Origin of the sequence: Edaphobacter sp., from assembly GCF_035532915.1 — a bacterium.
GTDB lineage: Bacteria > Acidobacteriota > Terriglobia > Terriglobales > Acidobacteriaceae > Edaphobacter.
Window position 1 is genome coordinate 1 of record NZ_DATKQC010000255.1, and the last position, 14,074, is coordinate 14,074.

Consider the following 14,074-nt stretch of genomic DNA (forward strand, 5'->3'; position numbering starts at 1 on the left):
CAGGGGGTCTTACAGTTTCTTGCGCAGAGCCGATTTATTGAGGGACTGCGTAAGGGGCTGAGTCAGTCCATTTTTTTGCACGGCTACCAATTGGATAGCTCTATCCGTCAACAGAACACGCACTATTGATCGGCCTCGTTATTCTTGTACCAGGTAAAATGTTAGTCTTCGACCAAATCTAACCTGAGTAAGGGGAGGCTTTGGATGAAGAAGAAGCGTTTTTCTGTAGAGCAGATCGTTGGAGTGTTGAAGCAGGCGCAGGTGGGTGTTCCAGTTGCTGAGGTGATCCGGAAGGCTGGGATCAGCGAGCAGACGTTCTACCGATGGAAGGCGAAGTACGCTGGCCTGGAAGTGGACGAGGTTTGGAGGATGGCGCAGTTGCAAGAAGAGAACATGCGCCTGAAGCAACTGGTGGCGGAGCTAACGCTGGATAAAGCGATGCTGCAGGACGTGCTCTCAAAAAAATGGTGAAGCCTTCACGGCGTGGACCGACGGTGGAGGCACTGGTGGGGTCGTATGGCGTAGCAGAACGGCGAGCGTGTCGAGTTCTGCGTGTTCCAAGGGCGACCTACCGTTACCGCAGCTGCCTCGATCCACGAACTGAGCTGCGGATGAGGATCCGCGAGATCGCTCAGGCAAGAGTGCGTTATGGATACCGCAAGATCCGCGTGCTGTTGAACCGTGAAGGCTGGGATGTGGGCAAGTACCTGGTGTATCGGCTGTACAAGGAAGAAGGCTTGACGCTGAAGAGGATGAAGCCTGCCGGCAAGCGTAAGGCATCGCGGCAACGCGAAGAAAAGCTGAAGGCCACGGCACCCGATCAGGCCTGGAGTATGGACTTCGTATCGGACCAACTCCAGGACGGGACACGCTTCCGATCCTTGACCATCGTCGATGTGTTTACCCGGGAAGCAGTCGCAATCGACGCTGGGCAGAGCTTGAAGGGAGATGACGTTGTACGAGTGCTGAATGGTCTGAAGTCCAGCCGTGGGATACCGAAGGCTCTGTACTGCGATAACGGCAGCGAGTTCACCAGTCAGGTGATGGATCTGTGGGCCTATCAGAATGGAGTGAAGATCGACTTCTCCAGGCCGGGTAAGCCAACCGACAATGCGTTCGTCGAAAGCTTCAATGGCACATTCCGATCGGAGTGTCTGAACATCCACTGGTTCATGGATCTGAAGGAGGCAAGGCAGCTGATCGAAGCCTGGAGACAGGAATACAATGAGAGTCGTCCTCACGCATCTCTCGATGACAGGACCCCAAGCGAGTTCGCCAGCCAGGTCGCGGCTCGCCGCGACCTGGCTGCAACCTAAACCGGTTGAGGACTAACTCTAAGCTTGGTACAAGAAAACTAGGCCCTTCAGGCCGTAGCTGGCGACGAAGCCGCCGCGGATTGTAGGGCCCGGCAATGAATAGCCACTAAACTTGAGATCTTTCGAGTGAATATAATCGCCAAGCTGCTTCATGTCGCCGAACTTTGCAGGGTTCGGCTGAAGCACGCCATCGGCGTCGCGCTGCCCTTCCCAGCTTCGGTCCAAGTTGACATAAACTTAGCCGAGTTTATCGAGGCCGAGCTTTACCAGCATATCGCCATTCTCTTTAACGTCAGCCTCAGTAACTCTTTTTCCATAGTGATTCCAGCTCCCCCAACCCATGGGAGGAGTGGCTGCGAGCGGCAGTTCTTTCCCTGTCTGACTGAAGAGCGGTAACGAGAGAACCGAGGCCATGGCAAAGGCCGCCAGCAGTTGTGTGACTCGATGCATGTCTTTCTCTTGCTTGATCTAGTGTCCTGTCTCTAAAGTTCGCGTACAAAAGCGAGCTACGGAGTCGAGGATTTGGTCTGCGGTTTTGTGCCAGATGAGGGGCTTTGGTGCGTGGTTGTTGTAGTCGATGTAACTGCGAATGGCCTGTTCCAACTCGAGGGTGGAGCGATGGACGCCGCGCCGCAGTTGTTTTTCTGTCAGCGTGGCGAACCAGCGCTCGACCAGGTTGAGCCAACTGGCTGAAGTCGGGGTGAAGTGCAGATGGAAGCGGGGCCGCTTAGCCAGCCAGTTGCGAATCAGGTCGGTCTTGTGGGTGCCGTAGTTGTCCAGAATCAAATGCACCTCCAACTCTGCCGGCACGTTCTTCTCGATGGTATCGAGGAAGGTGCGAAACTCGGTGGATCGGTGGCGGCGGTGGGTCTGACCAATGATCTTGCCGGTCCTAGCATCGAGCGCGGCGAACAGGCTTGTGGTGCCGTGGCGCTTGTAGTCGTGGGTGCGGCGTTCGATCTGGCCGGGGCGCATGGGCAGCAATGGCGCGGTTCGATCGAGCGCTTGAATCTGACTCTTCTCGTCCACGCATAGCACCAGAGCGCAGTCCGGCGGATCGAGATACAAGCCTACGATGTCGCGCACCTTATCGATGAACAGCGGATCGCGTGACAGCTTGAAGGTCTCCGCACGGTGCGGAGCCAGAGCGAAGGCCCGCCAGATGCGGTGAATGCTGGCCCGGCTGAACCCGGTCCGCTGGGCCAGCGAGCGCGTGGACCAGTGGGTGGCATCGGCAGGCTTGGACTCCAGCGTCAGCGTGAGCACGCGCTCCACATCCTCATCGCTCAACTTGCGCGAGGTGCCGGGCCGCTGCTCGTCGAGCAGGCCGTCGATACCGCTTTCCAGAAAGCGCTGTCTCCACTTCCCAACCGTGTGCAGCGTCGTGGAGAGCTGCGCGGCGACGGCGGTGTTGCTGAGTCCGTCGGCGGCCAACAAAACGATCCGCGCCCGCATCGCCAAGGCTTGCGCGTAGTCCGCCGCCGGTTCCAGGAAATCAACTGCTTACGTTCCCCTGCGGCAATCGACAGCGGCGCTAATGGACGACCCTTCGGCATCGGACTTCCCCCACTCTATCCGATGCACCTTACTTCTTTACTTATGACAATTATTTTAGAGACAGGACACTAGTGTTAAACTATTGCTGTCTGAGCTACCGGATCATGAGCGAAATGGGAGCCACACGCTCATTGAGGCAATGCCGCGATTTGACCACGCGTAGTAAGGGATCATGCGCAGGGAGATTCGTTGGTCAGAATTTGATGGATAGCGCTGAAAGAGGGCGCCCGATACGCTGGGTGGCGAGATTCGTTTGGCGCTGACCTGGATGGCAACCACTCCGTTCAATAGATCTCTCTCAAAATGTTCCGACACGATTGAGTCCGGCGCTAGCGCAATATCGTCAATTTTGAGATTGGAGGGGAGATCCGGAGACTCGATGCAATAGACGACCGGGCCGCGCATCACGGCTACCTGTCCCCATGTCTCATCCACCTGGGGGATCCCGGCCATGGTTCGTATCTTCATGGGCAGATCAAGTTGCAGGTGGTCTCCCGGTCGCCAACTGCGGGCAATGGCTGCGTAGGTCCCCGGATGCGCCGCGACATCAGAAGAGGCTCCGTTGACCGAAATGTCTGCGCCCTCCGCCCATTCGGGTATGCGGAGATGGATGGTGAACTCACCCGAGGTTTGGGGTCCGAGAACCATGTCAATCTTTCCATCCCAAGGGTAGTCCGTAGTCTGGTTGAGTTCGATCGGCCTGCCATCGGGCAAAATCGTCTTAAGTTCGTTGGAGCCATAGAGGTTCACCCACACCGCCTTGTCCGAAAAGGAATACGCATACTCGTGTATGCTGGCCATGGTTCGCATTGCATTAGGGGGACAGCAAAAAGATGCCGACATCTTCGATTGGCCAATGGGAACTTTTCGATCGGTTGTATTGGGCCACCGATCTGGAGTGTCATTCCACATCAAGGGAAGCGTAGTATCGCGCCGAAGAACATTAGTGTAGAAATATTTTGTGCCTGACAGGCTCACTCCTGACAACATGCTGTTGTAAAACACCCGCTCCATGACATCCGCATATTTTGCGTCGCCGGTGAGGGATAGCATCCGCCAATTCCACATCGCGTTCGCGATGTTTGCGCATGTTTCGTTGTACGCAGTGCGGTTTGGCAACTGGTAATCGAGTCCAAAGCACTCGCGAACTGGATCTCCATGGCCGGGCAGGTCCGAAGAAAGTCCAGAATGCAGAGAGCCTATGGCACCGGTAATATACGTCTTGCGCAATGCCACATTTTCCCAGAGCCTATCAAGTGCGGTGTGAAGCTCTGGATCACGACTCTCCGCCATAAGATCCGCCGTTCCGGCCCAAAGGTACGCGCCGGTTACGGCATGCCCTACCGCCTTCTCTGACGTCCGTACCGAAACAACATCCTGATTTTGATCCGTTCCACCGGGTTGCGAACCGCGGTTCTCCACGAAGATGGCAGCCAGTTTCAGATAATTCTCATCGCCCGTCGTACGACTCAATTCCACCAGGCCCATAACTTGAGATGGGTTAAAGCCAAAATGCGCCAAATGAGGCGGTCGGGGGAAGAAAGTGACGCACAGATAATCGGCACACTTAGTAGCCACCTTCAACAAGGAATCCTTTCCGGTAGCCCGATGATGGATGCAGGCTGCTGTCATCAGATGCCCCATGTTGTACAATTCATGGTTGCCTATTCGCTCCCATCGTTTGCCGTTTTTGATTTGTACTGGAGTAGAAATATATCCATCCGGTTCCTGCGCCTTGGCAATCACCGCAATAACGCTATCCATCCGGCGGTCTAACTCTGGCTCATGCGTAACGCTGTAGACGTGGGCCACAGCTTCAAGCCACTTGTAGAAGTCCCCATCGCTATAGGGAGTAACACTATGTGCAGTGTCATAGTTCGCATCTGGAGGAGCGCCAGCGGCTATGCGAAAAGTAGCAAATGTACAGCCATTGTTGGGCATGTTGACGACCTTCCACATGCTCTCGATCATTGTCCCACGCACCAGTTGAAACCGATCGGCCCAGAATCCGGCGCTCCAGCGCACAGCATCCATGTCCACACTTCTCAATTTCACATTGGGGCTTTTAGAGGTGTCCGTTATGCCAGCCATTCGCCCTCCGCTGGAAGACTTTGGCTGCAAAACTGCCCGGGAAGAAGAAGCGAATAGCTTGGGAGCGATCATTGCTGTCCCGAGTCCTTGAATCATTTGTCTGCGTGACAGTTCAACCATGACCCACTCCTATATGTCCGCGGAGGATGCTTCGCGGCCGCAATTGGATTTACCAATTGCCAAGAAGCAGCATACTTCCTCTCTGTGACTATTGTCAAGAAGAGTTCGTGCGTCCTCAGGAACAGTTGCTCTCCAGGCGAGTTGCGAGTTTTGGCGGCCAGAAGCATTCCAAGCCTAGCCCAGCGCACGCTAGGAGCCCGCTTCCCCCCCTTTCATCTCAGACGTCGGCGCAGATATTCCGCTGGGTTTGAACCACTGGTTTTTGGGCTATCCCGTATTTAATTTGTATTTCTCCGTACAAAGCCGGCCGAAGCGAGTAAAAGCACTTACCGAGCAAGCTTTGAGGACCTTTCGCACCCAAGCGCAGGATGCTGTTCGCTCCTGAATCCAGCGCAGCCATGAAAGGACGGTCCCAGGCGAACAAGTTACCTCCCAATTGACACTTCTGTTTAGCGACTGATAAAGTCTCCTATTGGAGCTACCAATAAGCGGAGGATATATAGCACGACGAGTTGGCCCTCATGCGGAACATCCGAGTGCCTTTCAGCCTGGGCGTTCACTGACATCGAAATCGCATCCGAAAATCCGCAGACCCGCGCCGTCGACGAGGTCGTGATCCGTTCTTGAAGTCACCAGATAGTTCTGTATTAGGTGTTTAGTCCCGGCAATTGATGGTGCATACTTTTCTGAGCGTGAGAAGGAGGCATTATGGGGCAGGTTCTACACCGGAGCGCCACAACGACTGAGGGGATCCGTCGAACGATACAACCTAGTCAAGAGAGCATGAGGGCTCTGGCGCGGCGTCATGGCATCAACCCGAAGACGGTGGCCAAGTGGAAGAAGCGCGAGTCCACTGCCAATCGACGGACCGGTCCAACCGTTCCGAGGTCGACGGTTCTTTCGGTTGACAGGAAGCCATCATCGTTGCGTTTCGCAGGCACACTCTGTTGCCGCTCGACGACTGCCTCTACGCTCTTCAGCCCACGATTCCTCAGCTCACCCGCTCTTCACTTCATCGTAAGCGCTTGGTCTGAACCGTCCCTATGAGTGTGACGCTGGAATAAGTGTCCACCTAAAATAGGTGGACACCTATTTAGGTGTGTCCCCTGTCCTGGTGAGGGTGAGGTTCCAAGGCAGTAGATCAGCGATCCTGCTGATGGGGTGGTCGGCGATGCGTTCGAGCACTTGATGGAGATAGAGTTCAGGATCGAGACCGTTGAGCTTGGCTGATCCGAGCAGCGAGTAGATGGCAGCGGCGCGTTCTCCGCCAGCGTTCGATCCGCAGAAGAGGTAGTTTTTGCGGTTATGCGAACCTCCGCATAAACGGAATTATGTTCAGTCGATGATTATGCGCAGTGCGATCGCCAAGTGCTTTTGGACAGAGCCCGGATCGCTCTCGCACTGCGCATAATCTAAAGCCGAACGAGGAACTGCATCAGTTGATCTGGAGGCTGGTAGCGTGAGCGTTTGGGGCCGACAGGCTGCAATCGGTTCAGGGCCCGTTCTTTCATCGTGATATCGGCTTCGATGTACATATGGGTTGTCGCTGGGCTTTCATGGCCCAGCCAGAGGGCGATGACGGTAATGTCGACGCCTGACTGAAGAAGGTGCATTGCGGTTGTGTGCCGGATGGTGTGCGGAGAGACACTTCGCCTGGGCAGGTCGGGAAAGCGCTGTGCAGCGACACCCACAGCATCTGCGAGACGTTGCGTCACGTTGGATCTGGTCATGAGAGTTCCGCTGCGGTTCGGAAACAAGAATGCCCGACTCGAAGAATCGTTCAAGCGCTTCCTCCAGGAACGGAGGAGCGACGCCGTTGACCGCCACAGTGGGACGCTTCGTTGTTTACGTCCCTTGCCGTGCAGGTGAACCGCTGGGGCTCCTCCGTCGAGCACCAGATCGTCAAGCCTCAGGTGAAGGATCTCGGAGACTCTCGCGCCGGTGTTGTAGAGCACGGTGAATAGGGTTCGGTCGCGTTGTCCCACCCAACTATCAGGATCGGGGGCGTCGAGAACCGCTTGCATCTCTTCCCGGGAGAGAAAACCCAGAAGAGGGCGATCAATGCGCTTCATCGGTACAGACAGGGCCTGTTCAATGATATGAAGCGCGGAGATATCGTGATGTGCCGCGTACTTGAGAAATGATCGAAGTGCTGCAAGGCGAGCGTTGCGGCTGCGGGGGCAGTTCTTGCGATCTGCTTCAAGGTGATCGAGGAAGGCCAAAATCAGCTTCGCGTTCAAGTCTTCCAGTGTGAAGTGTTGCGGTTTTGTTCTGAAGCGGCGTTCCGCAAAGATGAGTAGAAGCCGGAATGTGTCCCGGTAAGCGGCGATGGTCCTGGGGCTGACGCTCCTATGCTGTTGCAGATGATCGACGAAGAAGCGCTGCAGGAGCGCTGAGAAGGATGTGTTCTTTTGCACTTCAGCCATGGTGATGCCTCCTCGCGGACTGAGCGAAGTCCTCGAAACTGCGTCCCGCAACCGCCATGAGTTCGGGAACTGCGGTCAGATACCAATAGGTATCAGAGACCTTGGCGTGGCCGACGTAGGTGGAGAGAGCGAGCATCGCGTTGTCGATATCCACGCCATGCTCATGCCACAGTTGCACGCGCCTGCAGATGAAGGTATGGCGTAGATCATGGATGCGGGGTGCCGGGTGTAATCCACGGGCGATCCACTCCAGTTGAGTTCGGAGCTTACCGAAGACGCAGTGAACAGTTCGCTTGACCAATCCTGCTCCCGTCGCGGTGACGAAGAAGCAAGCCCTCGATGCGGAAGGCACCGTCTGCTGTCGGAAGGCGAGGTATCGCGACAGCGCACTCGTGACAGTGGGATGCAGAGGAACGAGCCGGGACTTCGCGAACTTCGTCTGGCGTACTGTCAACACGCCATGAGCGAGGTCTACGTCTTGACACTGCAGCTTCAAAGCTTCAGAGATGCGTAGTCCGGTGGAGGCGATGAGGCCGAACAATGTCGTGTAAGTTGCTGGACGAAGACCGCCAAGCGGATGGAGTTGACCTGCTTGATGCAGGAGATCGGCGATCTCCTGGTCGGTATAGATATGAGGCGTGAGGCGCCGGTGGCCTGGGCCGAAGGTGCCGTTTTGAGGAATATAGGTGGCCGATTCGAAGCGGGCACAATATCTGGCGAATGGCCGGATGATCTCAAGCCGACGGGCCCATGTGATGGGCGTAGCCCGCTTCGCCCGTCCTTGAACCCAGTCCACAATGAGCTGTTCCGTCAGTGTGCCGCCATGGCCGCGTTGATCGGCGAAGCGTGCAAACGCCATCAACTGTTCTCCTGCGATCTGAAGTTCGAATCCCAGGCTGCGGCGCTCTTCAAGATACTCTTGCACCAACTTCTGCATGCACGGGGCGGCAATCATAGCTGCCTCCCAGGCCAGGACATGGCAACTGCGGTCAACCGGCGCAGGTCGACCTTCGTATAAATCATGGATGTATCGAGGCTGCGATGTCGCAACAGATCGGCAATCTCCTTCAGAGGGGTTCCGTGACGCAGCAGATTGGAAGCGATGCTGTGCCGAAGAATATGCACGCGAGAGTGAGTCCAGCCGCATCTCTGGTAGGCATCCCTGATAGCGCGACGCACAACTCCGGGACCGATCGGCCTGTCGTGGGGAGCAATATGGCGGACAAAGACGGCGCGGCTTGAAGTCAATGGACGCTCGGTCTGTAGATAGTCCGCGATGGCGCGTCCTGCTTCGGCGGGCAGTGGCAGCACACTGGCTCTGCGCAACTTGCCGGCGGCCAGACAGATCGTCCCTTCTCTCCAGTTGAGGTCTTCCAGTTGCAGTCCGACGACTTCACTGGCGCGTAACCCCAGGTCGGTCAGGCAACGCGCCATCGCATAGCCTCGCTTGGGCGAACAAGTCACTCGTTCAAAAGAGTTCAAGAGCCTCTGAATCTCGTCTTCGGTGAACACCTCCGGCAGAGGGGCAAGCCTCCAGTGCGCCGCGTTCGGAACGGCATCCTGTAGCGCCCGAACATCATCTCCCGCAAGCGCTCGAAATCGTAGATAGCACCGCAGTGCTCCGCTCACAACTTGCACGGTTCCGGCACTCCAACTGTTCTGTCGGTTCAGAAAGAAGCCGCGAATACTGAGAGCGCCCGGAGTTCCTCCGCCCGGCGCGAGGCCATCATGTGTCGAGAACAGTCTGCGAAGAATGCAGATGCGCTGCCGTCGGGTGTTCGCAGCAAGCCCACAGACATCATCCATGTATCGGTCGAACAGTGCTAGCTCCGAAGCAGTCGGATCATGGCTTGTTGGTCGCTCGCCAATCGCTCCGTTCGCACGAAGAACGCTCAGCAAATGTCGAAGAGCAGTTCTGTTCTCCTGCGCACTGCGTCGCGCAGGATGAGGACAATCGCAACCAGGCAAGTGGTCTTCGAGAAAGGCTCGGACCGCTTCTTCATCGAGGCCAGACAGGCCGACCCGTTGAGGGCTCAGCCAATGTGCAAAGTGGGCGACCCCATAGACGTAGCCGCGTTGTGTCCTCTCGGTGTAGCGCTGAGAACGAAGATAACTGATGTAGCTCGTAACAAATGGTGTGAGCACGCTCTGACCCAGCCAGGAACGTACTTGCGAATGCAAGACAATCGCTTCAGTCATGACAACCTCCTACGAGGTAAGACTTCTACCCGAGGAGATCCTCGCGATTATGTCCAGCTATCTCGCCACACAAAATGACTGATCCCGCACAGAACGGGCCTCCGTCCAGCAGGACCGTAGCCTATTGCGCATAATTATCGACTGAACATAATTTCGTCCAAGCGCTACGACGCGCAACGCGCGTTCAGCGGCGTTGTTGTCGATCTCGAGATGGCCGTCGTCGACATAGCGGGTGAGTGCCTGCCAGCGCGAAGTGGCGTAGCGGATCGCCGCCGCCGTATCGGACTTGCGCGAGAGCTTCGCGAGCGCGTCTTCCATCCAGATGCGCATACTGTCGAGCAGTGGTTTTGCTCGTGCCTGACGAGCTGATCTGCGTACCTCCGGCGTTCTTCCACGGATCTCGGCCTCGATGGCATAGAGCGCGGCGATGCGCTCGATCGCCTCTGTTGTCGTCGGTGAAGCATGCGCGATATGGATCTCGTGGAACTTGCGTCGGGCATGAGCCCAACACGCGACTTCGTTGATCGCGCCTCCTTCATACAGTTGCTGGAAGCCGGCGTTATGTGGTGCACCACATAACGCTGGTTATGTTGCGAGCGCGGTTATGTTGCGAAATGGAAATCAGGGCAAGTCGGCATGCGGGTTGGGCTGCGAATAGAACACATAATTTTCTCCCGGGCTTCAAAGCGCCTTTAGGAACGCCATCAGCGTGGTGTCGCTGCGCCACGGCCTCGAGCGCTTTTCTGCTTCGATCTCGCAGTGGGCGAGTGCCTTCGCCTTCATCTCTAAATCAACCTCGGCATAGATGTTGGTGGTATCGATGGACACGTGGCCGAGCCATGCGCGAATCGTGTTGATGTCGACGCCGGCTCGAAGAAGGTGTACTGCCGTTGTGTGGCGAATAATGTGCGGGCTGATGCCCCTTGATCTGAGAGTCAGGACGCTGGATGATACGCTTGCTCCTGCTTTTTGAACCAGTCGGTAGATTCCGAATCGTGTCAGGGGTGTTCCCCGTGCGTTTCGAAAAAGATGATCATCGTCAGCACACTTGATGACCAGATGCTTTAGGATGTCGGCTGTGTGCGGCCACAGAGGGCATATGCGTATTTTGTCCCCCTTACCGTGGATCCTGACCGAGGGGGATCTTCCAAGAGCAAGATCAGCTACATACACGTGGGCAGCCTCGTCTGCACGCGCTCCGGTGTTGTAGAGAAACAGGAGAAGCGCATGGTTCCTGTACCCGAGGAGGGTCTTGCGGTTAAAGAACTGCAAGACTGCGTCCATGTCTGACTTTTCCAAGTACCCGACCGTCGGTTCAGCGGTCTTCTTAAACGGTATGGCACGAAGTTCGATGCCCCAAGCAAGGTGCTCGGGGCTGTGGAGCCCGATGAACCTCGCCAGCGAATGAATTGCAGCGAGCCGCTGATTGCGAGTCGCCACGCTACAGGAGCGGACGGACTCGATGTCAGCGAGAAACATGCGCACGATTTCGGGTGACACATCTTCGATCAGGAGGCGCTCCAGTGGCCTCTTGTAGTAAGAGTGAATGAACTGGAGGAGTAGTACCAAGGTATCGCGGTAGCTCGTCTGGGTGTTGTGGGACAGGTTTCGTTCGGCGATGAGATGTTCGAGCAGAAAGCGCCGGATCCATGGACCGAGCAGTAATCGATTATGCATGGCGTCCCTCCACATCTGCATAGTTCTCGAAGCGGAGGCCGGCCAGTTCCAACAGCTCTGGCGTCATGCTCAAGTAATGCTGAGTGCCGCGCAAATCCTTATGCCCGAGGTAGGTAGCGAGCTGAGGCAGCAGGCGCTGTACGTCCGCACCGTCCCGATACCATGCGATGATCCTGTGAACGGCGGCGGTGTGACGAAGATCGTGCAGCCGTGGAGGATAGCTGGACCCTTCATCGCGCCGGAGGCCTGCAGCACTGCGTACCCGCTGAAATAAGGTGATGACGTGCTGGTACGGTAGCGCCTCACCGGTACTGGATGCAAAGAAAGCAGAACCTTCCAGATGTGGAGTCGGAAGGGTGCAGCGCCGCTTTCGAAAGGCAACGAGTTCGGCGGTGAGCCGTGGGCCGAGTGGGACCAGGCGGGACTTGAAGAACTTGGTATCTCTGACAGTGAACAAACGATCGTGCAGGTCTGCATCTCGCAAAGACAAACGCAACGCTTCGCCGACACGCATTCCGGTGCTGTAGAGAGTTAGAAGCAGCACCCTGAAGGCGAACGGCTGCAGGGGATTACGGCAGGACTTCAAGCCACTGGTGGCGCGTAAGAGTGCTGAGAGTTCGCTGGTGGAGTAGATGTGCGGCCTGAAGGCTGGCAAAGGAGAGGGGGTTAACTCTGGTAGAGGTGAGCGCCCGACAAGGCCACGACTGATAGCAAATGAAAACAGCCCGCGAAGTAGCCTGTAGTTCAGAAACCAAGTGTTCGTGAGGGCCTTGTCGCCACCGAGAAATGCTCTGACTGCCTGCGGTGTGACCTCACGGGCATCAATATCTCCGAGGACTCTGCAAAATCTTCGGAACACGCGAGGTTGAGTTGCGAATCGCATCCCCAGAGAACGCTTGAAATCTACATAGGTATTAACGAGTTCCAGCAGCTTCATCGCAGCCCTCCCAGATCGAACGCAGCAACTTCCCGGAGAGCTGCAAGGTTCACCTTCGCATAGACGCGTGTTGCAGAAACGCCACGATGGCCGAGGTGATCCCCAATCTCCTTGAGCGACAACCCTTCCGAGACGAGGCGCCCTGCACATGCATGCCTCAGCGAGTGCGGACCAAAACGAGTTGTTCGTGCTCCGACTCGCTTCAACCCCGCCGCAACAATATGATGTATGGCACCTTGGCTGACTGGTCCATGCGGCGAGTTGAGGCCAAGAAACAGTTCCCTCCGCTTCGATGGCGGACGGATCTCTCGCAAGTATCTGGCGATCGCTGCTCCAACGGAAGCAATCAGCGGATAGGGCTGGACCTTGCGGCGCTTCACTCGTCTCACGTACAGAAGGTCTCGCTCCCAGTCGACATCCTCCAACCGAAGCTGCCTGACCTCTCCAGCGCGAAGACCATAAATGGCAAGAAGCATGAGGATGGCGCGTCCGCGTACATCGCGCGGTCGGTCGGTATCGACACTTCTGATCATGCGTTCGACATCCGGCCAAGGCGGCCCCATGGGCAGTGATTCATCCGAATACACGCGTGGTCCTTCAATGCCCTCCGCAAGATGCTTACGACACCAACCCCGGCCCCCAGCAAAGCGCACGAACGATCTCAAGGCCTTAACGACGTTGCTGATCGAACGGCGGGAACAACCGCCCGCGGCCAGATATGCAATGTAGGAATCGAAGTCAGAGGCTTCAAGGTCGCGCAAGCTATGACCTGTGTTGTTGCACCAGATAAGAAACCTCCGGGCGCATCGATCCCAATTCGAGATGGTTGAATCGCAGAACCCGCGATCTGAACTCATCCAGATGCAGTATGCCTCACGCTCTTCTCGCCATGGGTCACGGACGATAGGAGGTTCCCACCAACCCAGATATCGGAGCCATGGCCGCACGATGTTCTCGAACCGCTCCTGAATCCGAGACGGGTCACCCCGTTGACCAGCTGAGCGTCGCACAGCAACGGCCTGCAGGCGCTCCTTGTTGAATGAAAATATGTGCTCTTCCTGAATCAGGCGAGCAGCCCAAAGAAGCTCTCTACACTTGAGCTCAACAGTGAGAGGCGTCGAACCTCTCTCAATACAATGTTGGATATAACGAGCGCGTTCCTCTGCCAGTGGCGCATCTCGATGACGTGCCAATGCGCGTTCACTCTTGAAAAGATGTTCGAACATGGTTTTACCTCACTACAGACATCTTGGGGTACAACCAGTCTTCGGCGACTCTTATGTTGCATCAATCTCCTTGCATGCACAGTTCAGAAGCCGCTTCTGGAAGCGTACGCAACATAACCGCGCTCGCAACATAACCGGCGAAGGCGTCGGCTTGCAGAGCGCCTTTATAGTGCTTCAGGTGCTGCCGTGGGTTCTCTCCCCTGCGATCAGGCGAGTAGGCGAACCATACGGCTGGAGCGATCGTATCGCCGGAGGGCCGGTCGTCGCGAACGTAGGTCCAGAGTCGCCCGATCTTCGTTCGTCCGTTGCCAGGAGCAAGCACGGGGACAGGAGTGTCGTCGGCGTGCAGCTTGCTCGCTGACAACACGTGAGCACGGACCGCCTCGACCAGCGGAGCCAGCAACTCGCTGGTGGCGCCGACCCATCCAGCCAGCGTCGAGCGATCGAGATCAACTCCTTCGCGAGCGTAGATCTCAGCCTGTCGATAGAGCGGGACGTGGTCGGCATTATGTTGTGCATAACATA

The 14,074-nt window shown here is 56.5% G+C and carries 10 protein-coding genes and 6 pseudogenes; 2 read left to right on the top strand and 14 right to left on the bottom strand.

The window, feature by feature from the left end; all coding sequences use genetic code 11:
• Window positions 1-204 precede the first annotated feature (204 nt).
• A protein-coding gene (locus VMU57_RS12310) for an IS3 family transposase (protein ID WP_325383802.1) occupies window positions 205-1,316 on the top strand; the annotation gives its coding sequence in 2 pieces (ribosomal slippage) (window positions 205-457 and window positions 457-1,316; 1,113 coding nt in all).
• An 18-nt stretch (window positions 1,317-1,334) separates the two neighbouring features.
• Here the strand turns inward: VMU57_RS12310 and VMU57_RS23055 are convergent.
• From VMU57_RS23055 to VMU57_RS12325, 4 genes and pseudogenes are all read right to left on the bottom strand, one after another.
• Window positions 1,335-1,541, bottom strand: a complete 207-nt coding sequence (locus VMU57_RS23055; protein ID WP_414648639.1) for a hypothetical protein — start codon at window positions 1,539-1,541, stop codon at window positions 1,335-1,337.
• 12 nt (window positions 1,542-1,553) lie between these two features.
• Window positions 1,554-1,766: a hypothetical protein gene (locus VMU57_RS12315; RefSeq protein WP_325383804.1), complete on the bottom strand. Its 213-nt coding sequence runs from the start codon at window positions 1,764-1,766 to the stop codon at window positions 1,554-1,556.
• A gap of 18 nt (window positions 1,767-1,784) precedes the next feature.
• Window positions 1,785-2,872, bottom strand: a pseudogene (locus tag VMU57_RS12320) (IS630 family transposase).
• A 103-nt stretch (window positions 2,873-2,975) separates the two neighbouring features.
• Window positions 2,976-4,964 (bottom strand): glycoside hydrolase family 127 protein, encoded by a 1,989-nt coding sequence (locus VMU57_RS12325; RefSeq protein WP_325383806.1) that lies wholly within the window; start codon window positions 4,962-4,964, stop codon window positions 2,976-2,978.
• An 828-nt stretch (window positions 4,965-5,792) separates the two neighbouring features.
• Here VMU57_RS12325 and VMU57_RS12330 point away from each other — a divergent pair.
• Window positions 5,793-6,103 (top strand): annotated as a pseudogene (locus VMU57_RS12330) (IS481 family transposase); the annotation flags it as partial.
• Between the two features lie 70 nt (window positions 6,104-6,173).
• Here VMU57_RS12330 and VMU57_RS12335 read toward each other — a convergent pair.
• From VMU57_RS12335 to VMU57_RS12375, 10 genes and pseudogenes are all read right to left on the bottom strand, one after another.
• Window positions 6,174-6,386, bottom strand: a pseudogene (locus VMU57_RS12335) (transposase domain-containing protein); the annotation flags it as partial.
• Between the two features lie 110 nt (window positions 6,387-6,496).
• Window positions 6,497-7,510, bottom strand: a complete 1,014-nt coding sequence (locus VMU57_RS12340) for a tyrosine-type recombinase/integrase (RefSeq protein ID WP_325383807.1) — start codon at window positions 7,508-7,510, stop codon at window positions 6,497-6,499.
• A complete protein-coding gene (locus VMU57_RS12345; RefSeq protein WP_325383809.1) occupies window positions 7,503-8,465 on the bottom strand; it encodes a tyrosine-type recombinase/integrase in 963 nt (320 codons plus the stop codon). Before VMU57_RS12345 ends, VMU57_RS12340 begins: the two co-directional genes overlap by 8 nt.
• Entirely contained in the window at window positions 8,462-9,709 is a 1,248-nt protein-coding gene (locus VMU57_RS12350) for a site-specific integrase (protein ID WP_325383811.1), read from the bottom strand. Before VMU57_RS12350 ends, VMU57_RS12345 begins: the two co-directional genes overlap by 4 nt.
• A 144-nt stretch (window positions 9,710-9,853) precedes the next feature.
• Window positions 9,854-10,267, bottom strand: a pseudogene (locus tag VMU57_RS12355) (IS66 family transposase); the annotation flags it as partial.
• A 123-nt stretch (window positions 10,268-10,390) separates the two neighbouring features.
• Window positions 10,391-11,407, bottom strand: coding sequence for a tyrosine-type recombinase/integrase (locus VMU57_RS12360; protein ID WP_325383813.1), 1,017 nt, complete (start codon window positions 11,405-11,407; stop codon window positions 10,391-10,393).
• Window positions 11,379-12,323, bottom strand: a complete 945-nt coding sequence (locus VMU57_RS12365; protein WP_325383815.1) for a tyrosine-type recombinase/integrase — start codon at window positions 12,321-12,323, stop codon at window positions 11,379-11,381. The genes VMU57_RS12360 and VMU57_RS12365 overlap by 29 nt, the downstream gene beginning before the upstream one ends.
• Window positions 12,320-12,856, bottom strand: coding sequence for a tyrosine-type recombinase/integrase (locus VMU57_RS12370; RefSeq protein ID WP_325383817.1), 537 nt, complete (start codon window positions 12,854-12,856; stop codon window positions 12,320-12,322). The genes VMU57_RS12365 and VMU57_RS12370 overlap by 4 nt, the downstream gene beginning before the upstream one ends.
• 90 nt (window positions 12,857-12,946) lie before the next feature.
• A pseudogene (locus tag VMU57_RS23060) lies at window positions 12,947-13,549 on the bottom strand (site-specific integrase); the annotation flags it as partial.
• Window positions 13,550-13,679: 130 nt separating this feature from the next.
• Window positions 13,680-14,074 (bottom strand): annotated as a pseudogene (locus VMU57_RS12375) (IS66 family transposase); the annotation flags it as partial.